Annotated in this window: 24 protein-coding genes; 20 read left to right on the forward strand and 4 right to left on the reverse strand. The window is 63.6% G+C overall.

Going from position 1 to position 23,247, the window contains the following annotated elements; genetic code table 11:
- Nucleotides 1-53 precede the first annotated feature (53 nt).
- Complete coding sequence (locus AWB82_RS04025; RefSeq protein ID WP_086965862.1) at nucleotides 54-950, forward strand: LysR substrate-binding domain-containing protein; 897 nt, start codon at nucleotides 54-56, stop codon at nucleotides 948-950.
- On the opposite strand, the gene AWB82_RS04030 is transcribed toward AWB82_RS04025, so the two are convergent.
- The 3 genes from AWB82_RS04030 to AWB82_RS04040 form a co-directional block, all read right to left on the reverse strand.
- On the reverse strand, nucleotides 934-2,310 hold the full coding sequence (locus AWB82_RS04030; RefSeq protein ID WP_086965863.1) for an aspartate aminotransferase family protein: 1,377 nt from the start codon (nucleotides 2,308-2,310) through the stop codon (nucleotides 934-936). The genes AWB82_RS04025 and AWB82_RS04030 overlap by 17 nt on opposite strands.
- A gap of 14 nt (nucleotides 2,311-2,324) precedes the next feature.
- On the reverse strand, nucleotides 2,325-3,659 hold the full coding sequence (locus AWB82_RS04035; protein WP_086965864.1) for a glutamine synthetase family protein: 1,335 nt from the start codon (nucleotides 3,657-3,659) through the stop codon (nucleotides 2,325-2,327).
- Between the two features lie 147 nt (nucleotides 3,660-3,806).
- Nucleotides 3,807-3,998 carry a hypothetical protein gene (locus AWB82_RS04040; RefSeq protein ID WP_086965865.1) on the reverse strand — a complete coding sequence of 64 codons (192 nt, stop codon included), beginning with the start codon at nucleotides 3,996-3,998 and terminating at the stop codon, nucleotides 3,807-3,809.
- A gap of 200 nt (nucleotides 3,999-4,198) precedes the next feature.
- Here AWB82_RS04040 and AWB82_RS04045 point away from each other — a divergent pair, with 200 nt between their 5' ends.
- The 4 genes from AWB82_RS04045 to AWB82_RS04060 are packed head-to-tail and all read left to right on the forward strand — an operon-like array spanning nucleotide 4,199 to nucleotide 8,798.
- Nucleotides 4,199-6,079 (forward strand): ABC transporter permease, encoded by a 1,881-nt coding sequence (locus tag AWB82_RS04045; RefSeq protein WP_086965866.1) that lies wholly within the window; start codon nucleotides 4,199-4,201, stop codon nucleotides 6,077-6,079.
- The gene (locus tag AWB82_RS04050; protein ID WP_086965867.1) at nucleotides 6,076-6,861 is read left to right on the forward strand and encodes an ABC transporter ATP-binding protein; all 786 of its coding nucleotides are present in this window, start codon (nucleotides 6,076-6,078) and stop codon (nucleotides 6,859-6,861) included. Before AWB82_RS04045 ends, AWB82_RS04050 begins: the two co-directional genes overlap by 4 nt.
- Nucleotides 6,858-7,565, forward strand: a complete 708-nt coding sequence (locus tag AWB82_RS04055) for an ABC transporter ATP-binding protein (RefSeq protein ID WP_086965868.1) — start codon at nucleotides 6,858-6,860, stop codon at nucleotides 7,563-7,565. The genes AWB82_RS04050 and AWB82_RS04055 overlap by 4 nt, the downstream gene beginning before the upstream one ends.
- Before the next feature lie 33 nt (nucleotides 7,566-7,598).
- A complete protein-coding gene (locus AWB82_RS04060; protein ID WP_086965869.1) occupies nucleotides 7,599-8,798 on the forward strand; it encodes an ABC transporter substrate-binding protein in 1,200 nt (399 codons plus the stop codon).
- Between the two features lie 4 nt (nucleotides 8,799-8,802).
- Here the strand turns inward: AWB82_RS04060 and AWB82_RS04065 are convergent, their stop codons facing one another.
- Entirely contained in the window at nucleotides 8,803-9,375 is a 573-nt protein-coding gene (locus AWB82_RS04065; protein ID WP_086965870.1) for a DNA-3-methyladenine glycosylase, read from the reverse strand.
- Nucleotides 9,376-9,415: 40 nt separating this feature from the next.
- Here AWB82_RS04065 and AWB82_RS04070 point away from each other — a divergent pair, with 40 nt between their 5' ends.
- The 15 genes from AWB82_RS04070 (at nucleotide 9,416) to AWB82_RS04140 (ending at nucleotide 23,218) form a co-directional block, all read left to right on the forward strand.
- Complete coding sequence (locus tag AWB82_RS04070; protein WP_086965871.1) at nucleotides 9,416-9,847, forward strand: low affinity iron permease family protein; 432 nt, start codon at nucleotides 9,416-9,418, stop codon at nucleotides 9,845-9,847.
- A gap of 464 nt (nucleotides 9,848-10,311) precedes the next feature.
- Complete coding sequence (locus AWB82_RS04075; RefSeq protein ID WP_086965872.1) at nucleotides 10,312-10,503, forward strand: Flp family type IVb pilin; 192 nt, start codon at nucleotides 10,312-10,314, stop codon at nucleotides 10,501-10,503.
- 87 nt (nucleotides 10,504-10,590) lie between these two features.
- On the forward strand, nucleotides 10,591-11,100 hold the full coding sequence (locus tag AWB82_RS04080; protein ID WP_086965873.1) for an A24 family peptidase: 510 nt from the start codon (nucleotides 10,591-10,593) through the stop codon (nucleotides 11,098-11,100).
- Nucleotides 11,101-11,112: 12 nt separating this feature from the next.
- On the forward strand, nucleotides 11,113-12,075 hold the full coding sequence (gene cpaB / locus AWB82_RS04085) for a Flp pilus assembly protein CpaB (RefSeq protein ID WP_086965874.1): 963 nt from the start codon (nucleotides 11,113-11,115) through the stop codon (nucleotides 12,073-12,075).
- A 113-nt stretch (nucleotides 12,076-12,188) separates the two neighbouring features.
- Nucleotides 12,189-13,715, forward strand: coding sequence for a type II and III secretion system protein family protein (locus tag AWB82_RS04090; RefSeq protein WP_086965875.1), 1,527 nt, complete (start codon nucleotides 12,189-12,191; stop codon nucleotides 13,713-13,715).
- A 10-nt stretch (nucleotides 13,716-13,725) separates the two neighbouring features.
- Nucleotides 13,726-14,112: a CpaD family pilus assembly lipoprotein gene (locus tag AWB82_RS04095; protein ID WP_086965876.1), complete on the forward strand. Its 387-nt coding sequence runs from the start codon at nucleotides 13,726-13,728 to the stop codon at nucleotides 14,110-14,112.
- A gap of 20 nt (nucleotides 14,113-14,132) precedes the next feature.
- Nucleotides 14,133-15,353 (forward strand): AAA family ATPase, encoded by a 1,221-nt coding sequence (locus AWB82_RS04100; RefSeq protein WP_086965877.1) that lies wholly within the window; start codon nucleotides 14,133-14,135, stop codon nucleotides 15,351-15,353.
- On the forward strand, nucleotides 15,353-16,777 hold the full coding sequence (locus AWB82_RS04105) for a CpaF family protein (protein WP_086965878.1): 1,425 nt from the start codon (nucleotides 15,353-15,355) through the stop codon (nucleotides 16,775-16,777). Before AWB82_RS04100 ends, AWB82_RS04105 begins: the two co-directional genes overlap by 1 nt.
- Nucleotides 16,774-17,748 carry a type II secretion system F family protein gene (locus tag AWB82_RS04110; RefSeq protein WP_086965879.1) on the forward strand — a complete coding sequence of 325 codons (975 nt, stop codon included), beginning with the start codon at nucleotides 16,774-16,776 and terminating at the stop codon, nucleotides 17,746-17,748. The genes AWB82_RS04105 and AWB82_RS04110 overlap by 4 nt, the downstream gene beginning before the upstream one ends.
- On the forward strand, nucleotides 17,745-18,713 hold the full coding sequence (locus AWB82_RS04115; RefSeq protein WP_086965880.1) for a type II secretion system F family protein: 969 nt from the start codon (nucleotides 17,745-17,747) through the stop codon (nucleotides 18,711-18,713). Before AWB82_RS04110 ends, AWB82_RS04115 begins: the two co-directional genes overlap by 4 nt.
- Complete coding sequence (locus AWB82_RS04120) at nucleotides 18,710-19,585, forward strand: tetratricopeptide repeat protein (protein WP_086965881.1); 876 nt, start codon at nucleotides 18,710-18,712, stop codon at nucleotides 19,583-19,585. Before AWB82_RS04115 ends, AWB82_RS04120 begins: the two co-directional genes overlap by 4 nt.
- A gap of 2 nt (nucleotides 19,586-19,587) precedes the next feature.
- Nucleotides 19,588-20,076, forward strand: a complete 489-nt coding sequence (locus AWB82_RS04125; RefSeq protein WP_235023168.1) for a TadE/TadG family type IV pilus assembly protein — start codon at nucleotides 19,588-19,590, stop codon at nucleotides 20,074-20,076.
- A complete protein-coding gene (locus tag AWB82_RS04130) occupies nucleotides 20,073-20,819 on the forward strand; it encodes a TadE/TadG family type IV pilus assembly protein (RefSeq protein ID WP_235023169.1) in 747 nt (248 codons plus the stop codon). The genes AWB82_RS04125 and AWB82_RS04130 overlap by 4 nt, the downstream gene beginning before the upstream one ends.
- Nucleotides 20,795-22,642 carry a TadE/TadG family type IV pilus assembly protein gene (locus AWB82_RS04135; protein ID WP_235023170.1) on the forward strand — a complete coding sequence of 616 codons (1,848 nt, stop codon included), beginning with the start codon at nucleotides 20,795-20,797 and terminating at the stop codon, nucleotides 22,640-22,642. Before AWB82_RS04130 ends, AWB82_RS04135 begins: the two co-directional genes overlap by 25 nt.
- Before the next feature lie 72 nt (nucleotides 22,643-22,714).
- Nucleotides 22,715-23,218, forward strand: coding sequence for a DUF6496 domain-containing protein (locus AWB82_RS04140; protein WP_086965883.1), 504 nt, complete (start codon nucleotides 22,715-22,717; stop codon nucleotides 23,216-23,218).
- Nucleotides 23,219-23,247 lie beyond the last annotated feature (29 nt).

Below are 23,247 nucleotides of genomic sequence, written 5' to 3' on the forward strand. Positions count from 1 at the left end.
CTCGCTCGGGACGAACATATAATGGTCGGCTATCACATCAACGTCGATTACGAATGCTCGATCTCGGACAAGTGCGTTGCTTCGTCGCGGCCGCGACGGAACTGAACTTCAGGCGCGCGGCTTCGCTGCTCAACATGACGCAGCCGCCGCTTTCCAGACAGATTCATCTGCTCGAAGAAAATCTCGGTGTGAAGCTATTCGAGCGCGTCGGCCGCACGGTCAGGCTGACGCCCGAAGGGCGCGTGTTTCTCGCCGATGCGACGCGCCTGCTCAATCTTTCCGAGCAAGCCGAGAGCACCGTGAGGCGCGCGAGCAAGGGCAAGACCGGGCGCGTGCGCATCGGCTTCACGGGCGCGGCGGGCTATGAACTGATACCGGAATTGCTCGTCGCGGCGAAGCGCGATTTGCCCGATATCGATGTCGTGCTGCTCGAAATGATCTCCGTCGCGCAGATCGAAGCTTTCGAGGCGAACGCGATCGATCTCGGCTTCATGCGGCCGTTGCCTTCGCGGCAGAAAGTCGAGTTCCTTCTCGTCGACCGTGAGCCGATGATCGTCGCGCTGCCCGCGGGACACGCGCTGTGCCGCTTCGAACGACTCGAACTCAGTCAGTTGCATGAGCAGGCGTTCATCATGCATTCGCCCACGCACGGAAAATATTTCCACGACCGCATCCTGGGCATGCTCATCGCCGATGAAGTGAAGCCGCACTTCACGCAATACATCGATCAGACGCCGACCATTCTTTCGCTCGTGCGCGCGGGGCTGGGCGTTTCGATTCTGCCGGCGTCGTCGCAACGATTTCACTACGACAATGTCGAGTTCAGGGAAATTGCCGGCAATACCGTTCAGGCCGAAATGAGCATGGCGTGGCGCACCGATCAGGACAATCCCGCCGTCACGGCCTTCAGGCACATGGCGGCGGAATACTTTGCTACGCGGCGCGCGTAATCGCGCGCGCGGTGGCGTCGATCGCCGCGCTGGCGCGGTCGACGATCTCGTCTATCTCGTCATGCGTGACGACGAGCGGCGGCGACAGCAACATGCGGTCGTGGCTCGCGCGCATCACGAGGTTGCTCGCGAAGCAGAAGTCGCGACACATCGCGCCGATATCGTCGCCATTGGCGAAGCGCTTTCTCGTCGCACGATCTTCGGCAAGCTGAATGCCCGCGACGAGTCCCACGCCCGCAATTTCACCGACGATCGGATGATCGCCCAGCGCTTCTCGCAATCGCTTCTGGAAGTACGGCCCCGCATCGTGCTTCACGCGCGCGACAATGCCTTCGTCGCGCAATAACTTCAGATTCGCCACCGCCGCCGCGGCCGCGACCGGATGTCCCGAATAGGTGAAGCCGTGATTGAACTCGCCGTTCTGCACGATTGGGTCCGCGATGCGATCCGAGAGTGCAACGGCGCCCATCGGCACGTAGCCGCTCGTCAGACCTTTTGCCATCGTGATGACATCCGGCTCGAAACCGAAGTGCTCGTGCGCGAACCATTCGCCCGTGCGCCCGAATCCGCCGATAACTTCGTCGGCAATCAAAAGCACATCATGCTTGCGGCAGATGCGTTCGACTTCAGGCCAATATCCCGATGGCGGAAAGATCACGCCGCCCGCGCCCTGAAAAGGCTCGCCGATGAACGCGGCGACGTTATCCGCACCGAGTTCGAGGATCTTGGCTTCTAGCTGACGCGCACGCGCGAGGCCGAAGGCTTCGGCATTCATCGCGCCGCCTTCGCCGAACCAGTAAGGCTGATCGATATGCGCGACGTGTTCCATCTTCGAAGGCATCTGCTCGTGCATGTAGCTCATGCCGCCGAGCGTGGCGCCCGCGATGGTCGAACCGTGATAGGCGTTCGTGCGCGCGATGACATGACGTTTCTTCGGCTGACCTTGCACGGCCCAATAGCGATGCACCGCGCGCAGCGCCGTATCGTTGGCTTCCGAGCCGCTGTTGCAATAGAGAAAGCGGTTGAACTTAGAAGGCGCCAACTCCGCGAGCAGCGCGGACAATTCCACTACCGGCGGATGAGTCGTCTTGAAGAAGGTGTTGTAGTAGGGCAGTTCCTGCATCTGTTTCAGCGCGGCATCGGCGAGTTCGCGGCGTCCATATCCGACGTTCACGCACCATAACCCCGCCATGCCGTCGATGATGCGATTGCCTTCCGAGTCCCACAGATACACGCCTTCGGCTTTCACGATCACGCGGCTGCCCGTACGATTGAGCGCGCCCATGTCGGAGAAAGGATGCATATGATGCGCGGCGTCGAGCGCGCGGTAATGCGCCGTCGAATCGATTCGATCGTTCATGTCGTCGTCTCCTTTCAAACGTGCAGAAGCAAATGCTTGCGTTCCCACGAACTGATCACGCGGAAGAACGCTTCGTATTCGGTCTCCTTCAGCGCGAGATAGGCGCGCACGAACTTCTCGCCGAACATCTCGGCAAGCGGCTCGCAAGCGCCCATTAGCGTGAGGCCTTCGTCGAGATTGCGCGGCAACTGATAAGGCTGTCGATAACCATCGCTCGCGAGCGGTGCGGTCGGTTCGAGATGTTGCGTCATGCCGAGATAACCCGCTGCGAGCGTGGCGGCGATCGCGAGATAGGGATTGCAGTCGACGCCCGGTATGCGGTTCTCGATACGCCGTGCCTGCGGCGACGAATGCGGCACGCGAAACCCGACGGTGCGGTTGTCATAGCCCCATTGCACATTGATCGGCGCGGCCATGAAGCGCGATAGCCTGCGATAAGAATTGATATACGGCGCGAAGATCGGCATGAGCGCGGGCGTGTACTTCTGCAGGCCGGCGATATAGCTATGAAAAAGTTCTGTCGCTTCGCCTTCGCGGTTCGTGAAAAGATTGCGTCCGGTTTCTTCATCGACGACACTCTGATGCACGTGCATGGCCGAACCCGGCTCGTTTTCCATCGGCTTCGCCATGAACGTCGCATACATCTTGTGGCGCAGCGCCGCTTCTCGCACGGTGCGTTTGAAAAGAAACACGCGGTCCGCGAGATTGAGCGGATCGCCGTGCAGGAAATTGATTTCCATCTGCGCCGCGCCGACTTCATGAATCAGCGTATCCACTTCGAGTTCCTGCACCTCGCAGTATTCGTAGATGTCTTCGAAGAGTGGATCGAACTCGTTGACAGCATCGATCGAATACGCCTGACGTCCCGTTTCCGCGCGCCCGGTTCTGCCCACGGGCGGTTGCAAGGGCAGATCGGGATCGCGATTCATATCGACGAGAAAGAATTCGAGTTCGGGCGCGACGACAGGCCGCCAGCCCTTCGATGCGAATTTGCTCAGCACTTCCCGCAGCACGCGGCGCGGCGATATGGCCACAGGCGTGCCGTCGAAATGCACGCAATCGTGGATAACTTGCGCGGTCGGATCGGTGGCCCACGGAATCAGGCGGATCGTCGCGGGGTCGGGCACGCAGACCATGTCGGGATCGGTGACGCCGGTGAAGCTGCCATCGACGGGATAGTCGCCCGTCACGGTCTGGATCATCACGGCTTGCGGCAGGCGCATCGCTTCGCCGGATTCGAACTTGCTGCGCGGAATGATCTTGCCGCGCGCGGTGCCCGCCATGTCGGGAATGATTGCTTCAACTTCGGTGATGCGATGCTTTCGCAGGAATTCGTCGATGCGTTCCATTTTCGTTCTCGTGTTTCGAAGAGGCGCAGGCTTCCACGGCCTTTGCTATGTATCGCAATGGCGCGAAGAAGGAAGGCGCGCGCGTTCATGCGTAGAGGCGCACGCGCGCGGACCCGTACTTGAGCGTCGAGAAAACGAAGAGAGGCGCTACGGCAGCAGCGAAGCCGCGCCGACGCAATGCACGGCGATGAACGCGCGCGCGGAAATGGCGTTGTGACGCCGCACGCAGCGGCGAGAGAGGACGGTCAGAACCGATAGGAAGCGGCGATCGGGAAGCTTGCCGCAGCGATCGGCGCGGGAGTTACGGCTCCAGCGTGCCAGAGGGCTTTGGACGTTCACGATAAGACTCGTTGGTCGAGTGGATTTGCAGAGCAATTGCCGATAACCACAATGGCCCTTCAGTCAGCGTATACGAGACATAAACGCCGTCAATACGTTTTTTCCATGGGTCGCGCGCGTGACTATTTTGTTATGCAAGGAGACTATTGCTCAATTCATCGATAATGTCGGCTCTTTCAGTCGAAATGCCCATAGAGCCGATGCTCTCCAACCTGCTCGTTCAACTCGTCAATGGCCTCGCCGACGCCTGCGCGCTCTTTCTCGTCGCTTCAGGGCTGTCGCTCATCTTCGGCGTCACGCGCATCGTCAACTTCGCGCACGGCTCGCTCTATATGCTCGGCGTGTATGTCGCCTATAGCCTGACGAGCCGCTTCGGCGAAAGCGTCGCGGGCTTCTGGGCATCGGTCGCGGGCGCGGCGCTGCTGGTCGGCGCGATCGGCGCGGCGATCGAAGTGAGTGTGCTGAGGCGCATCTATCGCGCGCCCGAGTTGTTTCATCTGCTTGCCACATTCGCGCTCGTGCTGATCATTCGCGATGCCGTGCTGCGGCTATGGGGACCGGAGGATCTGTTCGGCCCGCGCGCGCCGCATCTCGAAGGCGCCGTACAGATGCTCGGTCATGCAGTGCCCACTTACGATCTCGCGTTGATCGCCATCGGCCCGCTCGTGCTGTTTGCGCTCTGGTATGCGCTCACGCGCACGCGCTGGGGCACGCTCGTGCGCGCGGCGAGCGCGGATCGCGAGATGCTCGGCGCGCTCGGCGTCAATCAGGCGTGGCTCTTCACCGGCGTGTTCTTCGTCGGCGCGATGCTCGCGGGACTCGGCGGGGCGCTGCAGGTGCCGCGCATGTCGGCGAATCTTTCGCTCGATATCGAGACCATCGGCAATGCGTTCGTCGTCGTCGTGGTCGGCGGCATGGGCTCGATTCCTGGCGCGTTCGTCGCGGCGCTCCTGATCGCCGAGATCAAGGCGATGTGCATCGGCATAGGGCAGATATCGATCATGGGCATCGGCTTCTCGCTGTCGAAGTTCACGCTTGTCGCGGAGTTCGTCGTGATGGCCGTCGTGCTTGTGCTGCGTCCGTGGGGACTTTTCGGACGCGCGCAGACGATCGCGCGTTCCGCCGCGCCGGCGGATCAGCCGTTGCGTCCGGCCACGCGCAACATGAAGATCGCCGCTGTTGTCTTTGTGATCGCGCTTGCGCTCGCGCCGCTCGCCGCCGATGCGTTTCCGTACATCCCCGTGTTGTTCGTCGAGATCATGATCGCGGTGCTGTTCGCCGCGAGCCTGCACTTCATCATGGGACCGGGCGGCATGCACTCGTTCGGCCACGCGGCGTATTTCGGTCTCGGCGCATACGGCGCGGCGCTGTTCCTCAAAGTGTTCGCGTTGCCGATGGAAGCAGCGCTCGTGCTCGGGCCGCTCATCGCCGGCATTGGCGCGATCGTGTTCGGCTGGTTTTGCGTGCGCTTGTCGGGCGTGTATCTCGCGATGCTCACGCTCGCGTTCGCGCAGATCGTCTGGTCGGTCGTCTTTCAGTGGGACGCGGTGACGGGCGGCAGCAACGGCATTCTGGGCATCTGGCCGTCGCCGTGGCTCTCATCTCCCGTCGCGTTCTATTACCTCACGCTCGTCTTTGCCGTGATCGGCGTATGGCTTCTGCGGCGCATGCTTTTCTCGCCGCTTGGTCTCGCGATGCGCGCGGGCCGCGATTCGCCGTTGCGCGCCGAAGCCATCGGCGTGAACGTCGCGCGCGTGCAGTGGGTCGCATTCGTCGTGGCGGCGCTCGTATGCGGATTCGCGGGCTCGCTCTATGCGTTTTCCAAAGGCAACATCTCGCCCGAAGCGATCAGCGTGGGCCGCTCCGTCGATGGCCTCGTGATGGTCCTGCTCGGCGGCATCCAGACGCTCGCCGGTCCGATCGTCGGCGCGAGCGTGTTCACCTGGCTGCAAGATACCGTCGCGCGTCAGACCGACTACTGGCAGGCGCTGCTCGGCGGCGCGATCCTCGTGCTGGTCATCGCGTTTCCGCAAGGCATCGCGGGTTTCGTGCGCGAGCGCTTCTTCAGGGAGGCGCAATGAGCTTGCTGTCCGTCGCGCATCTCTCGAAGTCATTCGACGGCGTGCAGGCTATCGACGACGTTTCCTTCGATCTCGAAGCGGGTCAGTTGCTCGCGCTCATCGGGCCGAACGGCGCGGGCAAGTCGACGTGCTTCAACATGATCAACGGTCAGCTCGAACCGACCGCGGGCGAGATCCGCCTCGACGGTCACGATATCGCGGGCATGCGTCCGCGCGATATCTGGCGTCGCGGCGTGGGGCGCACGTTTCAGATCGCCGCGACCTTCAACTCGATGACCGTGCTCGAAAACGTTCAGATGGCGTTGTTGTCGCACGATCGGCGCATCTACAGGCTTTTCAGTCGCGTCGCGTCATGGAAGGAAGACGAGGCGATGGCGTTGCTCGATCTCGTCGGCATGGCGACGCATGCGCGCCGCAGTTGCGCGGTGCTCGCATACGGCGACGTGAAGCGGGTCGAACTCGCGATCGCGCTGGCGAACCGTCCAAAGCTATTGTTGATGGACGAACCGACCGCGGGCATGGCGCCGCAGGAACGCAACGAGCTCATGGCGCTCACCGCGCGTCTCGCGAAGGAGCGCAACATCGGCGTGCTGTTCACCGAGCACAGCATGGACGTGGTGTTCTCCCATGCGGACAGGTTGATCGTGCTCGCGCGCGGCCGCCTCATCGCGCAAGGCGATGCCGACACGATCCGCAACGATGCACGCGTGCGCGAGGTCTATCTCGGCACGGGCGCGTCGTTCTCGCCGCGTGCGGCGCTGAGCGCGGGAGCATCGTCATGACGCTGCTGAAAGTCGATGCGCTGAACGCGTTCTATGGCCGCGCGCAGATATTGTTCGATGTCGGCTTCGAAGTCGGTCGCGGCGAAGTGGTCGCGCTGATGGGCCGCAACGGCGCGGGCAAATCGACCACGATGAAAGCCGTGATGGGTCTTTTGCCGCGCATATCGGGCGCGGTGTCGTTCGCGGGCGAAGACATCGCGGGCATGGCGCCGCATCGTATCGCGCGAAGAGGTCTGGGTTATGTGCCCGAGGATCGCCGCGTGTTCGGCGATCTCACCGTGATGGAGAATCTCGACGCGGGTCGCCAGCCGCCGCGTGAGAACGCGCCGTCGTGGACGCCTGAAAAGCTTTTTCGCGTGTTCCCGAATCTCGGCGAAATGCGCAACCGCCGCGCGAGTCGCATGAGCGGCGGCGAGCAGCAGATGTTGACCGTATCGCGCACACTGATGGGCAATCCGCGCCTCGTGCTGCTCGACGAACCATCGGAAGGCGTCGCGCCTCTGATCGTCGAACAAATGGCCGATATGATTCTCGAACTGAAGCGCGAAGGGCTCGCGATACTGCTGTCGGAACAGAATCTGCACTTCGCGGAACTCGTAAGCGATCGCGTTTATGTGCTGGAAAAAGGGCAGATTCGTCATGAAGGCGCGATGAACGCATTCGCCGGCGACGATGCCGCGCGCCGCGAATTTCTAGGTGTCTAAAGCAAGCCATACATTGGAAGAGGAGAAGATTAAATGACGATTCGTGCAGGCATGCACCTGACCGTGACCGCCATCGCAGCGGGCATGGCCTTCGCCGCGCACGCCGATACCATCAAGATCGGCGAGATCAATAGCTACAAGGCGCAGCCTGCGTTTCTCATGCCGTACAGGAACGGCTGGAATCTCGCGCTCGACGAGATCAATGCGGCAGGCGGCATCGACGGCAACAAGCTCGAAGTCGTCTCGCGCGATGACAACGGCAATCCCGGCGATACCGTTCGCGTCGCGCAAGAGCTGGTCACGCGCGAGCAGGTGAAGTTATTGTTCGGCGGTTATCTGTCGAATACGGGTCTCGCGCTCGCGGATTACGCGAAGCAAAGGCGCATCTTCTTCCTCGCGGCCGAGCCGCTCACCGACAAGATCGTATGGCAGGACGGCAACAAGTACACATATCGGCTGCGCCCGTCGACTTACATGCAGGTCGCGATGCTCGTGCCCGAAGCCGCGAAACTTAAGAAGAAGCGCTGGGCGCTCGTCTATCCGAATTACGAGTACGGGCAATCGGCGGTGGCCACATTCAAGCGCTTGTTGAAAGCGGCGCAACCGGATGTCGAGTTCGTCGCGGAGCAGGCGACGCCGCTCGGCAACGTCGATGCGGGCGCGGTCACGCAAGCGCTCGCGGACGCGAAGCCCGACGCCATTTTCAATGTGCTGTTCAGCGCGGATCTCGGCAAGTTCGTGCGTGAAGGCAATACGCGCGGCTTGTTCAAGGATCGCGCGGTCGTGTCGCTTCTGACGGGCGAGCCGGACTATCTCGATCCGCTCGGCAAGGAAGCGCCGGTCGGCTGGATCGTGACAGGTTATCCGTGGTATTCGATCGATACGCCGGAGAACAAGAAGTTCGTCGCCGCTTACGAGGCGAAGTATCACGACTATCCGCGCCTCGGATCGGTCGTGGGTTATACGGCGATGATGTCGATCGCCAACGGCCTGAAGAAAGCGGGCTCGCCCGATGCCGACAAGCTCGCCGCCGCATTCAAGGGCTTGCCGGTCGATACGCCGTTCGGTCCGATCACGTACCGCAAGCAGGACAATCAATCGACTATGGGCGCGTATGTCGGCGTAACGGGCCAGAAGGACGGCAAGGGCGTGATGACGTCGTTCCGTTATGTCGATGGCGCGAGCGTGCAGCCATCCGATGACGAAGTGAAGAAGCTGCGTCCGGCGCAGTGACGTATCACGCTTGGGGAAAGGGCTTGCTGACGAACTTCGAACCGGCAAGCCCGAAGCGCCACGGAACGTCCATCGCCTTGCTGATGCCGATGCGCGGCCCGTGAACGATAGCAAAATCTTCTTCGGGCGGCTCGATCTGAAACGGCGCTTCGAGCAAGGACATACCATTGTTCTTGTGCGTGATGCCGAGCGCTTGCGCGACGCGGCCCGGCCCCGAGCATAGAAGTTTGATCGGCGTAAGGCCGCGCCGCTCGCGCATTTCATCGATGCCGACGAGCGGCTCGATCGCGCGAATCAACACGCCCGCGCCATGACCGTCTTCACGGCACACGAAGTTCATGCACCAGTGAATGCCATAGGAGCGATAGACATAGACATGCGCGGGCGGCCCGAACATTACCGCATTGCGCGGCGTCGGACCGGAGAAGCTATGCGAGGCGGGATCTTCGCGATCATAGGCTTCCGTTTCGACGATGCGGCCGCCGACACCGTCGACGGTGACGATCGCGCCGATCAGGCGTTGCGCGACGATCTCGGACGGCGCGAGGAAATCGATGGGTTTGGGCTTTTTGTTCACAAGCGGTATTCTAGCCGCGCTACAAGTCAGGAGACGCCGAATGAAAACTTCGTGGTTTCTCAGGTTCTCGAATGCGCTGGCGCAAGTGGCGGGCCACGCGTCGACCTTCGTCATCGCCGTGTTGCTCGTGATCGTCTGGGGCGTCTCGGGGCCGCTCTTTCATTTCAGCGATACATGGCAACTCGTCATCAATACGTCGACGACCATCGTGACTTTCTTGATGGTCTTCCTTATCCAGAACACGCAGAATCGCGATACCGCCGCGATGCAGATCAAGCTCGACGAACTCATTCGCGCAATCGACAAGGCGCATAACGCGCTGCTCGATCTCGAAGAACTCGATGAGAAAGAACTCACGGTTTTTCGCAAGCGTTATGAGAAGCTTGCGCAAGAGGCGCGCGATAACTTTCGCTCCGCGAGCAGCGATATCGACATGCCTTCTTTTCCGCAAGACGACAGGCGCGATCGCTAAGCTTGCATGGCAAGACATGGACGAGCGGCCCGTAACATTTTTCTTGCGGGCTTCGCAAACTACGTGACAAAACCGGGTAATAAAAGGTAATCTCGCGTTTTCACGACGACGCGCGCGCTGCGCGAGGCGTCTGGCCCCGGACTTTCATGGTCCGGCGAGCCGTTTCTTACGGATGCATTTCCCCAGGTATCCGCAAACGTTTTCTCGAAGTTTGCCCGAACCGCGAAATTCGACCAAGCGTCCGCCCGACCGATCGGGCAAAAGAAAAAAGCGAAATCCACCCTCTAAAGTTTTTCAGTTCTTTGCCGACAAGAGCGCGCGCAAGCCGTTTCTAAAGCTCGGAAAGAGGCCATTTCAGGCCTTTAATTCGCGAAGTTATTTCTTTCCACAATGGCTAGGATGTGTCCTGCCCGGTAATCCTTTTTGCCGGGTCCACACCTACCCAAACCCTTGAAGGAAAGAAAATGCGCAAATTGATGAAGGCATTCGTGCGCGATGAGCGCGGTGTCAGCGCGATGGAATATGCAGTCCTGGCCGGCATCGTCGTGCTGGCGCTGGGCGCAATGGCGAGCGCGTTCAACAGCAGCATCAGCACGATGTTCTCGGGCCTGTTCAGCAAAGTCTCCTCGGCACAAAGCAGCGGCAGCGGCAGCTAATAGACGTAGAGACGTAGACCACTGGGTCGGGCGCCACTGTCCGGCTGAACGGATCACACCGCCCGCCCACCATAGAACGAGACCATCGTGCAGCTTCTGTCTCTTGCCATTCGCCTGATCGTGCTCTGCGTGCTGCTCTGGCTCGCGGTCATCGACGTGCGCTCCCGACGCCTGCCGACGAAAATCGTGCTCGCGGTTGGCGCGCTCTTCTTTGCCGACGCCCTCGCACGCCGCATGCCGCTCGACGATGTCATCGTGCATCTGCTGCTCGCAGTTGGCGTGTTCTTGCTCTGCGCCGTGTTGTTCGCGGTAAAAATGCTGGGCGGAGGCGATGCAAAACTCGCCTCCGTCATTTTTCTCTGGGCCGGCCTCGCGTTGTCCTTGCCCGCCTTAACCCTGATTTCGCTGATCGGGACGCTCGTGTCCCTCATCAGTCTCGCGACGCGCTACATGGACCCCGTGCAACGGTTCATGCCCATGAGAGCGCTCGCGATGTTTTCCGGCGCACGCGGCGTTCCGTACGGCGTGGCCCTCGCGCTCGGCGGCGGTCTCGTGATCGTGTTGCCGGCGCTCATGCCTTTCTTTGCTATCCGATAGGACGGCGCGCTCATGTCCAACATCATCAAGTTCGCCGTGCTTCTGGTCGGCGCTTTGCTCATCGCGCTCATCGTGCGCGCCGTGGTCGCGAGCGCTTCGCGCCCGACCAATCGCCCCGTTACCACCGAGAAGGTGCAGGTGAGCGCCGCCGAACTGCCTCAGGGTCTGCTCCTGCGCGACGAAGATCTCGCCTGGAAAGTGATGCCCGCCAGCCAGATTCCGCCCAACGCGATCATCTCCGGCGCGCAAGACGCGCCCGACATCAAGGGCGCGCTGTTGCGTCATCCGGTCGAGAGCGGCGCGGTACTGACCACCGCCGACGTCTTTCTGCCGAACGCGCCGGGCTTTCTCGCCGCGACGCTCAAGCCGGACATGCGCGCCGTCTCGGTCGCGGTCGACGACGTCTCCGGCAACGCGGGTCTGATTCAGCCGGGCGATTACGTCGACCTGTTACTGACGCAGCAAATGGAGCGCCGCACCGATTCGCCGGACCTCGCCGTATCGAGCGAAACCGTGGTCGAGCACGTGCGCGTGCTGGCCGTCGGCTCCGAGATCAAGCGGCCCAAGAACAATGGCGACTCCACTGAGGTTGTCGCGCGCGCCCGCACCGTCACGCTCGAAGTGACGCCGCGCATGGGCGAGGTCGTCGCCGTCGCGGCGCGCCTCGGTTCGCTCTCGCTCGCGCTGCGCAGTTTCGCGACCGATTCGCGCGATCCGAACGCCTCGGCGATCGCCGCGGTGGCCGCATCGTCCGCGCAGCACGCACCGATCTGGGCGGGCGATATCTCGCGCGCCGTGCGCGATCTGCCGCGCTCGCGTCAGACGCAGACGAGCGCGCCGGTTCACGTGCCCGCGCCCGCGCGCCCCGTCACGATCTATCGCGGTTCGGAGAAGAGCGAAGCCGCCGCGACGGTCGCGCAAGTCGGCGGTGCTTCGGACGGCGCGCCGCCGATTCCGACCGTGCCGGCCCGATAAGCATCGCCACGCATCCCGCGCGCCGATGCACAACGCAGCATTAAGCAGCAGTACGCGGCGCCGAATATAGAGCAGCAGCAAGTCACGGCAGCACAGTGCCAGGATCGAATCTCATGAGAACGCAGTTGGACTTGAGCAGCATCGAAAGACGGAGCGCGCGAATCGCGCTCGCGTGCGCCGGCATGCTGCTGGCCGCGTCCGTCCAGGCGGCGCAGCCGGTCATGTCCGTCAAGCCGGACAACGATGCGTCGCCCGCCATTCAGATCGCGCAGGCTCGCGTGCGCAATCCGGCGCTCGCACGGACCGCGCTTGCCGCGCCGGCCGCCGAGACCGGTCAGGGCGCGCTCATGCTCGACGCGGGCAAGGGCACGATGCTGCGCCTGCCCGAAGACGCGACTTCGGTGTTCGTCGCCGATCCGTCGATCGCGGACGTGCATGTGCCTTCGCCCAAGACCGTGTTCGTGCTCGGCAAGAAGAACGGCACGACCACGTTGTACGTGCTCGGCGCGGGCAACAAGACGCTGCTTCAGCGCACGGTGATCGTCGCGCGCGACATGCTCTCCTTGCGCAACATGCTCGCCGCGCGCTTTCCGAACCTGAACCTGCAGACGAGCGCCGGCCAGGGCTCGCTGCTCATCGCGGGACAGGTGCCGACTTCCGCCGACGCCGACGCGATTCAGCAGGCCCTCACGCCGTATCTCGGCGACAAGGAAGTGCTCATCAACCGCCTGACCGTGGACCGTCCGCTTCAGGTGCAGTTGCGCGTGCGCATCACGGAAGTGGACCGCAACGTGACGCAGCAGCTCGGCATCAACTGGCAGGCGCTCGGCACCTCGGGCAACTGGCTCGGCGGACTCTTCTCGGGCCGCGCGATCCAGAACCTGAACCAGCCGATCGTCGGCGCGAACGGCGGCGTGACCTATCCGATCAACCTGGCGTCGAACAACGCGTTCTCGGTTCTCGCGGGCTTCAGGACGGCCAATACCGATATCCGCGCGCTCATCGACGCGCTCAATCAGGAAGGTCTGCTCACCGTGCTCGCCGAGCCGAATCTCGTCGCGATGTCCGGCCAGACCGCGAGCTTCCTCGCGGGCGGCGAGTTCCCGATTCCGGTCTCGCAGACCAACGGCGCGATCGCGGTCGAGTTCAAGCAGTTCGGCGTCAAGCTCGACTTCACGCCGACCGTGCTCAACGAGCGGCGCATCAGCCTGAAGGTGCGCCCGGAAGTGAGCCAGATCGACTCGACCGCGAGCGTGACGACCGGCGGCGTGACTGTGCCGGGCCTTTCGGTGCGTCGCGCCGACACGACCGTCGAGCTCGCGAGCGGACAGAGCTTCGCGATCGGCGGGCTGTTGCAGAGCAATACCACCGACATCGTCTCGCAGATTCCCGGCGTCGGTTCGATTCCGGTGCTCGGCAAACTGTTCTCGTCGTCGAACTATCAGAACAACAAGACCGAACTGGTGATCATGGTGACGCCTTATCTCGTCGAGCCGACCGATCCCGGGAAGCTGCGTTCGCCGCTCGACTCGCTGATCTCGCCGTCGAGCGATGTCGAATACAGCTTCCAGCGCAAGGCGGGCGCGCAGCCGTCCGCATCCGAACCGCGTCTCGTCGGCGCGGCCGGCTACGTTTATTGAGCGCCCAGTCATGAAACATGCACTTCGTCCGACCCGCTATTCGACACTCGCCGTGCTGCTCGCGCTCGCGTGCGGCCTTTCCGGGTGCTTCCAGCCGCCGCGCAACATGCCCAACGATTCGGTGATCGGTTATGACGGCACGGGTGCCGTGCCGCCCGATTGCGCCACGCTCTCGCGCCCCGCGATCCTGACCGACGCCGGCAAGCATCGCCCGTCGATGCAGTGGGGCTGCGCGACCTACACGAACCTCGCGGCGCAACTCGCGCATCCGGCCGATATCGTCGCGCCGCAGCCGCTCGGCCCCGCCGACGGCGCGACCGCCGCCAGCGCGATGCGCCGCTATGAAACCGGCCACGTGACTCCGCTCGACAAGTCGTCGACGCGCGATTCGAACTAGCGCCTTCACGGACCGAGAACATGAGCACCACTGAGATCAGCTTCTTCAAAGGCAAGCAGGGCGTCCGGATTGCCGACTTCATCGCGTTCGTGGCGGACCGCAAGACCGAGCAGGTCCTGAAGAGCTTCGTGCTCGAACAGGCGATGCCGCATGTGCACATCGCCGTGGGCAACGTGGACGATGCCATCGCGCATCTGTCGAAGATCGAGCGCTCGCCGCTCTTTCTGCTCGTCGACCTCGAAGCGTCGGTGATGCCGCTCTCCGACCTCGGCCGTCTCGCGGAAGTGTGCGAGCCGTCGGTGCAGGTCGTCGCGATCGGCGAGCGCAACGACGTCGGCCTGTTCCGCAGCCTGCTCAAGATCGGCGTGCGCGACTATCTCGTCAAGCCGCTGACCGTCGAGTTGCTCAAGCGCACCGTCAACGTGTCCGAGGGCAAAGTGAGCCCGGTGACGCTGGCGCGCGCCGGCAAGACGATTGCGTTCGCGGGCGCGCGAGGCGGCGTCGGCGTGACCACGCTCGCGCTCAATCTCGCGCGCTATCTGGCCGAGGACACGCATCGCCGGGTCGCGTATGTCGACCTGAAGCTGTGCGGCGGCGCCGCCAACAGCATGCTCGGCATGCAGAGCAACAACGGCCTCGTCGACGTGCTGCAGAACGTGCATCGGCTCGATCCGCAATATGTGGAACGCACGCTGGTCTCGAACGGCAGCCGGTTGTTCATCCTCTCGGCGGATATCGACTACGGCGCGGCAAAGCAGTTCGAGCCGGGCGCGCTGCGCCGCGTGGTCGAGCTGCTGTGCGACAGCTTCCACTACGTGATTCTCGATATCGGCGATCCGAGCGGCCCGCTCGCCGCTGAAGCCTTCGACCACGCCTCGCGCGTGTATCTCGTCGCGGACCGCTCGGTGCATTCGACGCGCGAGACGATCCGCATGCTGCGCTATATCGAGGACCGCGACAACAATCCGCCGACATCCGTGGTGCTCAACAATCCGAATGCCGCGAGCGCCGGCAAGGTGCAGCCGGCCGATTTCATGACGGCGATCGGCCGCACCGTGCTGCACGAAGTGCAGTTCGAACCGAAGGCGCTCGCGACCGCCGAGAACCTCGGCGAGGCGCCGGTCGAGCGCGCGCAGAACGGCTTCACGCAGACCATCGCGCGGATCGCCAACGATCTGACCGGTCAGCACGCGACGGTCGAGCGCACGTTCCTCAGCAAGTTCAAGCTGCGGAGGGCGTGATGTTCGGGCAAAAGCAGGCGCGCGCAGAGCCGCCGTCCGAACTTCAGGACGGCGCGAACGGACAGCCGCCGAGCGAGGCGCCGCCGCTTTCGCTCGTGGAGAAGCAGGCCGCCGCGCCCGCCCCGGCGCCCACGCGCGCGCAGCCCTCGGACGGCAGTGAAACGCTGGTCCGCTCCGATCTCTTCAGGACGATCCGCGCGGGCGTGTTCGCGGCGATGAATCCGTCGGCCGCGGTCGGCAAGACGCGCGAGCAGATGAAGCCGGCGGTCGAAACGCTGGTGCTCGACGTCGCGGAGCGCGAGCGTCTGAACATCACGATTTCGGAGCAGGTGCAGATTGTCGGCGAACTGCTGAACGACATGTTCGGCCTCGGTCCGATCGAACCCTTGCTCGCCGATGAAACCATCACCGACGTGCTCGTCAACGGCCCCGATCAGGTCTGGGTCGAGCGGCACGGCCGGCTGGAACTGACCAACTGCAAGTTCCGCGACAACGCGCACGTGGTCAACGTCGCGCAGCGCATCGCGGCGGGCGTCGGCCGGCGTGTCGACGAAAGCAGCCCGATGGTCGATGCGCGTCTCGCCGACGGCAGCCGCGTGAACGTCGTGCTGCCGCCGCTCGCGATTCACGGCGCGTCGATCTCCATTCGAAAGTTCTCGAAGCGCAACATCACGCTGCATCGCATGGCGACGCAGGGCAACATGTCCGCGCAAATGGCGACCGTGCTCAAGCTCGCGAGCACATGCCGCCTCAACATCATCGTGTCGGGCGGCACGGGCTCGGGCAAGACGACGCTGCTCAACGCGCTGTCGCATTTCATCGGTCACGGCGAGCGCACGGTGACGATCGAGGATGCGGCCGAACTGCAACTCGTGCAGCCGCACGTCGTGAGTCTGGAGACGCGGCCCGAGAACGCCGAAGGTCTCGGCGCGGTGACGCAGCGCGATCTCGTGCGCAATGCGCTGCGCATGCGCCCGGACCGCATCATTCTCGGCGAAACGCGCGGCGCCGAAGCCTTCGACGTGCTGCAGGCGATGAACACCGGCCACGACGGTTCGATGACCACGATCCACGCGAACACGCCGCGCGACGGCATCACGCGTCTGGAGTCGATGGTGATGATGGCGAACGGCAACCTGCCGCTACTGTCGATCCGCAGGCAGATTGCGAGCGCCGTGCACTTCATCGTGCAGATCGAGCGCATGCGTGACGGCATGCGGCGCATCACGCGGATTACCGAGCTGGTCGGCATGGAAGGCGATGTGATCATCACGCAGGATCTGTTCACGTTCCGCTACGACGCGAGCGCGTACAGCGAGGAAGTGAAGGGCGTTTTCGAGACCGCCGCCGTGCGTCCGGCCTTCGCGCAGCGCGCCGCGTACTACGGCCTGGAAGATGCGCTTCTGGAAGCGATGAAGCCATGAACCTCGTCAACCTCGTCACCATCGCTTCGTTCGTCTGCGTGGTGCTGTTCGGCGTGATGATCGTCGTCGTGCAGGACATGCGCGACAACCAGCCGCCGTCGCGCATTCGCCAGCGCATGCAGAAGTCGTTCGCGGGTCACGGTACGAACGCGGGGCAGGCCAACAAGCTCGATCTCGACATCTTCCAGGTCAATCGCAACGACAACGCGTTTACACGCTGGACCGGGCCGCGCTTGGCGCGCCTGCGCACCGTCGCGGGCGCGAACGGCGTGCGCATCGTGACCGTCGCGGCGCTCGCGGGCGAACTCGTCGCCGTGGTGATCAACCGCTTCGTGCCGATGCCGGATCTTCTGCGGCCGCTCGTCCTGATCGGCCTGCCCGTGCTCGCGCTCATGCAGTCGTATCGCTTCCTCGTGGAGCGCTTTCGCAAGCGCTTTCTGGATGGCTTTCCCGATGTCATCGACATGATCGTGCGCGCGGTGCGTGCGGGCGTGCCGGTAACGCAGGTGATCGGCTCGGCGGCGAGCGAATGCCGCGAGCCGCTGAAAAGCGAGTTTCAGTTGATGGCCGACTCGTTGCAGGTCGGCCTCGATCTGGACGAAGTGCTCAAGGTGACGATGCGGCGCATCGAGATCGCGGACTTCTCGTTCTTTTGCGTATGTCTGTTGCTGCAGCGTGAGACCGGCGGCCAGCTCGGTGAGACGCTGGAGAACCTGTCGAGCATCGTGCGCACGCGCCGCGAGATCCGCCAGAAGACCCGTGCGCTGACGGGCGAGGCGCGCATCACGACGAAGATTCTCGCAGCCATTCCCGTGATCATCATGGGGTCGATGTACGCGCTCAACCGCTCGTATCTGATGGTGCTGTTCAACACCGAAACAGGCAACAACCTGCTCACGTTCGGGGTCGTCTCCATCGTCATGGGCCTGATCGTGATCGGCAAGATGTCGAAACTCGATACCTCGCGATGAACCAGAACGAAATCGAAACCCTCATCAATCTGCTGATGCTGTTCGGCCTGTTCGCCGCGCTCGCCGTTTGGTGGGCGACCAAGCACGGCGGCACGCGCGGGCGCATCGCCGAGCGCGCGCGCATGGCGGCCGCCACGCATCGCAGCGACAGCGCCGCGGCGGCGCAAGACGACGGCGAAACGTCGACGCGGCGCGAGCGCGTGTTGCGCCGGCTCGCGCGCATCGGCGACAAGATTCCGCTCTTCGATGCGAAGTATCGCCTCAAGCTGCAGAAGGAAATGGTGAAGAGCGGCTATCGCAGCAACCTCGCGGTGTCGATCCTGCTGGCGGTGAAGTTCTTCTGCGGGCTGGCCTGCGCGGCCGCCACCGTGATGCTCGGCTCGCGCATTCCGATGGTCGGCGCTTATCCGGCCGCGCGCGGCATCGCCATGCTGATGGTGTTCATCGTCGGCATGATCGTGCCGGAGTACGTGGTCGCGTTCAGGGCGTCGCGCCGCCGCAAGAAGATGGCCGGCTGCCTGCCCGATGCGCTCGATCTGCTCGTCATCTGCACGAACGCGGGCAACAGTCTGGGCGTGTCGATCCGGCGCGTCGCCGACGAGTTGAAGACGATTTGTCCGCCGCTGTCCGACGAGTTCTCGCTCGCCGCCGACGAACTCAAGCTCTCCGGCGACAGCACGCGCGCGCTCAACAATCTGGCCGAGCGCATCGATTTGCCGTCGATCCGCGCGCTCATCTCGACGCTCACGCAATCGATGCGTTACGGCACGCCGATCACGCAGGCGCTGCGCACGCTTTCGCGCACCGAGCGCGTCGCGCACATCGTGTCGCTCGAAGAGAAGGCCGCGAAGCTCGCGCCGAAGATGGTCGTGCCGATGATGCTGTTCATTCTTCCCGCCATCATCGCGATCGCGGCGGGTCCTGCCGTTATTCAGTTGCTTGCGTTCATCGCGGGAAACAAATGAAGTCATCCATCCAACGTACCGCGCGTATCGCGGGATTCGCTTCCATGCTCGCACTCGTGCTGGCCGCCACCGGCTGCACGACGACCGTGCGTCAGGTCAGCGAGACGCGCCCCGTGCTGCGCAATTCCGCGCCGAGCACGATGAGCGAACTGCGCATCGCCGACACCGCGCTCGAATCGAACAACTTCGAGCTTGCGACCTCGCTGTACGAGAAGATCCTGCAGGCCGACCCGAAATCCGTGCCCGGCCTGACGGGTCTCGGCAACACGCTGTACGGCGTGGGCGACTACACGCGCGCCGGCGTCTTCTATCAGCGCGCGAGCCTGATCGACCCGAAGGCGACGCCGCCGCTGATCGGCATCGCGCGCGTGGCGATCCATCAACGCCGCTTCGCCGACGCCATCGCCACTTATCACCGTGTCCTCGCCATCATGCCGAACGATCCGCTGGCGTGCGCGGGCCTTGGCGCGGCGCTCGATCTTTCGGGCGATCACGCGCATGCGCAGGCTTTGCTGCGCGAGGCGCTGAGCGCCAATCCGGGCGATCCGATGCTGTCGGTGAATCTCGGCTTGTCGCTCACGCTGTCGGGCGATCCGCGTCAGGGCGCGAACGTGCTGCTCGACGTGACGCGCTTTCCCGCCGCGCCGCCGCAAGCGCGCCAGAATCTCGCGCTCGCATATGGCCTGCTCGGCAACGAGGACGCGGCCGCCGCGATCCTGTCGCGCGATCTGCCGAAGGCGTCGGTGCAGGACAATCTGCATTACTACGAACTCCAGCGCGAGCAGGATGGACACGCGCCCGCGCAGCCGCCGAAGAGCGTGGCCGTCTCCACGGTCGCGACGCCCCGGGTTCAGACGGCGAGCGTGAAGTGATCATGCGTGCGCCATCGCCGCGCAACAGCCGCTTCTGGCCGCGCTTCACGCGCGACGAACGCGGCGCGTCGGCGATCGAGTTCGCGATCGTCGCGCCGCTGGTGTTCATCCTGATCCTCGGCACGGTGGAAGTCGCGCTCGACATGATCGTCGACGCCTCCGTGCAGTACGCGGCGCAGCAAGCCTCGCGCGCGGGACTCACGACGGCCAATCCGTCGAGCGGCACGCGTAGTCAGGAGGCGGCGAACATCGTCAATAACATTCTCGGCGGCTGGACGAAGATCAACGGCAAGGTCGACATCAAGACCTACGCATATAGTTCGTACAACGATATTTCGGCCGGCAACTATCAGAACACGATGGGCAACTTCGGCGATGTCGTGCTCTATCAGATCACGCTGACAATGCCGACCTTCTCGGGCATCCCGAAGCTCTTCGGCATCGAGACGATGACCTTTCAACGCAACTACCTCGTGCAGAACGAAAAATGAAGCCCGTCAGCGCAACGATGCGATCCCTGTTCGTGGCGGCCGTCGCGCGACGCGCGCGCTACGTGTCGAGACGGTTCATGCGCTCGGAGCGCGGCAGCGTAACGATCGAGTTCGTGATCGTCGTGCCGATCATGCTGCTGATCCTGCTCGGCTTCACCGAGCTGTATCTCTACATGCGCGCCGTGAGTCTCGTCGAACACACGGCGTTCACGCTCGCGGATTCGATCGGCCAGATGAGCAACGTCATCGACGATACGTCGGACAAGAACAACGCGACCAACGCGAACAGCCTTACGTCGATCTGGGCGGCGGCGGTCACGCTCGCGCAGCCGAACGCGCTCGCGAGCAAGGGCGGCGTGATCGTCACGGCGATCTGCGACCAGAACGTGAACTGCAATTGCACGCAGATGGGCGGAGCGCTGTCGCAGAACAAGGGCACGCCGTCGATCATGTGGAGCGCGAAGCCGAAATGGCAACCGTCGGGCATGGCGTCGAGCGTCACGAAGACGAAAGTGCTGCCGACGAACTGGCCGTTCCGTTATGGCGATTCCGCCGTAGCGATCGAAGTCTTCTACCGCTACACGCCGTTCTCGATGACCGCGCCGTTCTGGCGCAGCGCCCCGGGCGAGACGACCATCTATGAGCGCGTCTTCGTGCGTCCGCGCAACGGGCAGGTGCTGGCGCTCACGAACCCATCCTTGACGGCATCGACATCGCAATGCGAAAGCGCCACGGCCCTTTGAGCGCGCGTAGCGCGCGCAATCTCATGTGCGGCGACGAGGGCGCCGTCACGATGATGTTCGCGGTGTGCGCGAGCATGATGATCGGCTCGATGTGCATGGCCATCGACTCGATCCACTACGAAATGACGCAGGCGCGCATGCAGATGGCGCTCGACGTCGCGACGCTTTCGGCGGGCGCGGATCTCGCTCACTACGACACGACCAAGCCCGCGGATCTCTCCAACTGGAAGACCGACGCGCGCGCGTATTACGACGTCAACATGCCTTCGGGCTACATGGCGCTGAACCTGCCCAACGCGAACTTCTCGGCGACGGTGACGGGCGCGCCCGCGACGGGCCAGACTATCCGGCTCTCGGCCGCGGGCTCAATGCCGCTGCTCGCGCCGGTCATCTTCGGCAAGACGGCAACCGACACGGGCTCGGGCAGCAACGGCGGCAACCAGACCAATCCCGACGCGGCGAACGTCAGCGCGAGCAACGCGGCGTTGCGCCTGCCGAAGAGCACGCTCGAACTCGTGATGGTGCTCGACAACACCGGTTCGATGACCGACTACGCCAACTCCAAGGACCATTCGGCGGGCACGAAGATCACGGGTCTGCGGGCGGCCGCGCAGAATCTCGTCACGAGCATCTTCCAGTCGTCGACGACGGATTCGTACGTCGGCCTCGTGCCGTTCACGACGATGGTCAACGTGAAAAAGGCCTTGCAGCCCACCGGCAAGTGGCTCACGCCGCTGTTCGATAACTACAACTCCCAGCATATGTCCATGACCACCAGCAGCAGCTGGAAAGGCTCGGGCTGGGGCGGTTGCGCAGTCGAGCCGCGCGACGCGGGCGACAACCTGAGCCCGCAGGCATACAACCCGGCGTCGTCGCCGAACTTCAGGCCGTTCTTCTGGAACGTGCCGAAGAACAACTTCTCGGTCTATACCTACACCACGGCGACGAGCAGGAAGGGCGTCACCACTTGCACGATCAACAACACGCCGACCGCCACGGTGGGCGCGCCGCTCACGTATCTCACGAGCGGCGGCGTGACGACCTCGTGCGGCACGACGTACTCGGGCGCGACGCCGCCGGCGATTTACGACCAGTGGTACGTCAACAAGAGCAGCAGTTCGACCTCGACCATCACCTACGACCAGAACGGCAACACCAACTACGGCGCCAACGGCCCGTGCAGCATCGCGCCGGCGCTCTTCCTCACGAAGAGCCAGAGCGACCTGACGACGGGCATCGCGAACATGAACGCGGCCGGTTCGACGTTGATCCCGACCGGTCTGCTGTGGGGCTGGCGCATGCTCAAGTCGTCGTGGTCGGACAATGTGGCGGGCACGGGCAACGGCTGGATCTCGACCGATACGACCCTGCCGCGCCTGGAGACGACGCAGGGCCTGCAGCGCGTCCTCATCGTGCTGACGGACGGCGAGAACGATCCGGGCGGATCGACGGGCATCATGCCGCCGCAGGCTTTCAACGGGCTGTCCGGCGTGGGCCGCTCGGATCTGAAGGCGAATACGGTGTTCCGCGCGGACGACGGTTCGTCGCTCGCCTCCACGAAGAGACCCGGCTCGATGGGTTCCGTCGACGACATCAACACGTTCCAGCTCGCCGTGTGCTCCGCGATGAAGCAGGAGGGCATCATCATTTATTCGATCACCTTCGGCACCTACGGCACGGATACGGCCAGCGTGAGCGCGCAGACGACGATGCAGAACTGCGCGAGCCCCGGCAACTACTATCACGCGCCGAGCAACGCGACGCTCAACCAGATCTTCCAGCAGATTGCGGGTAATTTGGGCGTGCTGCGTCTTACGCAGTAAGGGTTTCGGGCGAGGCGGGCACGCACGTTGCTCGCCTTGTCGGGGCAAGTCCACTTCACAAGGAGTACCGACATGCCCGAAAAGAAAACCCTCGAACGCGCGGCGAAGGCCAAGCGCGAAGGCAAGTCCCCGAGCACGCAAGCCGGCGCATTCGTGAAGGAGCAGATCGATCACGTGCGCGAGGGCAAGCACGGCGCGAAATCGGCGAAGCAGGCTATCGCGATCGGTTTGTCCGAGGCGCGGCGCTCAGGCGTGAAGACGAAGGCGCCCAGGAAGGGCACGGCGTCCGAGGCGACGCGCAAGAAGGCCGCGCAGGACACCAAGGCCGCGCATCGCACGAAGAAGAGCCCGAGCACCGAGTCGAAAGCCAAGCGTTCGGCCACTTCCACGCGCGTGCTCAAGCGCGAAGGCACCAAGGCCGCTTCGCACAAGTCGCTGTCGCGGCAGACGCATGCCGCCGCAAGCCGTCGCTCGGCGGCGGATCGGTCGGCCGCCGCGAAGAAGGGCTGGGCGACGCGGCGCAAGAACGCGGCCGCCAAACCGAAGGGCGCGCATACGCGTCACGCGTCGCGTTGAGAGGGCAGCATCCGGGCGTAGGACACCGC

This window comes from Caballeronia glebae (assembly GCF_001545035.1).
Taxonomy (GTDB): Bacteria; Pseudomonadota; Gammaproteobacteria; order Burkholderiales; family Burkholderiaceae; genus Caballeronia; species Caballeronia glebae.

Bases quoted from the DNA above. Each gene is read 5' to 3' on its own strand.
- AWB82_RS04100 (WP_086965877.1), top strand. From the start codon at position 14,133: ATGAGCACCACTGAGATCAGCTTCTTCAAAGGCAAGCAGGGCGTCCGG.
- AWB82_RS04105 (WP_086965878.1), top strand. From the start codon at position 15,353: ATGTTCGGGCAAAAGCAGGCGCGCGCAGAGCCGCCGTCCGAACTTCAG.
- AWB82_RS04110 (WP_086965879.1), top strand. From the start codon at position 16,774: ATGAACCTCGTCAACCTCGTCACCATCGCTTCGTTCGTCTGCGTGGTG.
- AWB82_RS04090 (WP_086965875.1), top strand. From the start codon at position 12,189: ATGAGAACGCAGTTGGACTTGAGCAGCATCGAAAGACGGAGCGCGCGA.
- AWB82_RS04095 (WP_086965876.1), top strand. From the start codon at position 13,726: ATGAAACATGCACTTCGTCCGACCCGCTATTCGACACTCGCCGTGCTG.
- AWB82_RS04140 (WP_086965883.1), top strand. From the start codon at position 22,715: ATGCCCGAAAAGAAAACCCTCGAACGCGCGGCGAAGGCCAAGCGCGAA.
- AWB82_RS04025 (WP_086965862.1), top strand. From the start codon at position 54: ATGCTCGATCTCGGACAAGTGCGTTGCTTCGTCGCGGCCGCGACGGAA.
- AWB82_RS04075 (WP_086965872.1), top strand. From the start codon at position 10,312: ATGCGCAAATTGATGAAGGCATTCGTGCGCGATGAGCGCGGTGTCAGC.
- AWB82_RS04135 (WP_235023170.1), top strand. From the start codon at position 20,795: ATGCGAAAGCGCCACGGCCCTTTGAGCGCGCGTAGCGCGCGCAATCTC.
- AWB82_RS04055 (WP_086965868.1), top strand. From the start codon at position 6,858: ATGACGCTGCTGAAAGTCGATGCGCTGAACGCGTTCTATGGCCGCGCG.
- AWB82_RS04115 (WP_086965880.1), top strand. From the start codon at position 17,745: ATGAACCAGAACGAAATCGAAACCCTCATCAATCTGCTGATGCTGTTC.
- AWB82_RS04060 (WP_086965869.1), top strand. From the start codon at position 7,599: ATGACGATTCGTGCAGGCATGCACCTGACCGTGACCGCCATCGCAGCG.
- AWB82_RS04045 (WP_086965866.1), top strand. From the start codon at position 4,199: ATGCTCTCCAACCTGCTCGTTCAACTCGTCAATGGCCTCGCCGACGCC.
- cpaB (WP_086965874.1), top strand. From the start codon at position 11,113: ATGTCCAACATCATCAAGTTCGCCGTGCTTCTGGTCGGCGCTTTGCTC.
- AWB82_RS04050 (WP_086965867.1), top strand. From the start codon at position 6,076: ATGAGCTTGCTGTCCGTCGCGCATCTCTCGAAGTCATTCGACGGCGTG.
- AWB82_RS04030 (WP_086965863.1), bottom strand. From the start codon at position 2,310: ATGAACGATCGAATCGATTCGACGGCGCATTACCGCGCGCTCGACGCC.
- AWB82_RS04070 (WP_086965871.1), top strand. From the start codon at position 9,416: ATGAAAACTTCGTGGTTTCTCAGGTTCTCGAATGCGCTGGCGCAAGTG.
- AWB82_RS04125 (WP_235023168.1), top strand. From the start codon at position 19,588: ATGCGTGCGCCATCGCCGCGCAACAGCCGCTTCTGGCCGCGCTTCACG.
- AWB82_RS04035 (WP_086965864.1), bottom strand. From the start codon at position 3,659: ATGGAACGCATCGACGAATTCCTGCGAAAGCATCGCATCACCGAAGTT.
- AWB82_RS04120 (WP_086965881.1), top strand. From the start codon at position 18,710: ATGAAGTCATCCATCCAACGTACCGCGCGTATCGCGGGATTCGCTTCC.
- AWB82_RS04130 (WP_235023169.1), top strand. From the start codon at position 20,073: ATGAAGCCCGTCAGCGCAACGATGCGATCCCTGTTCGTGGCGGCCGTC.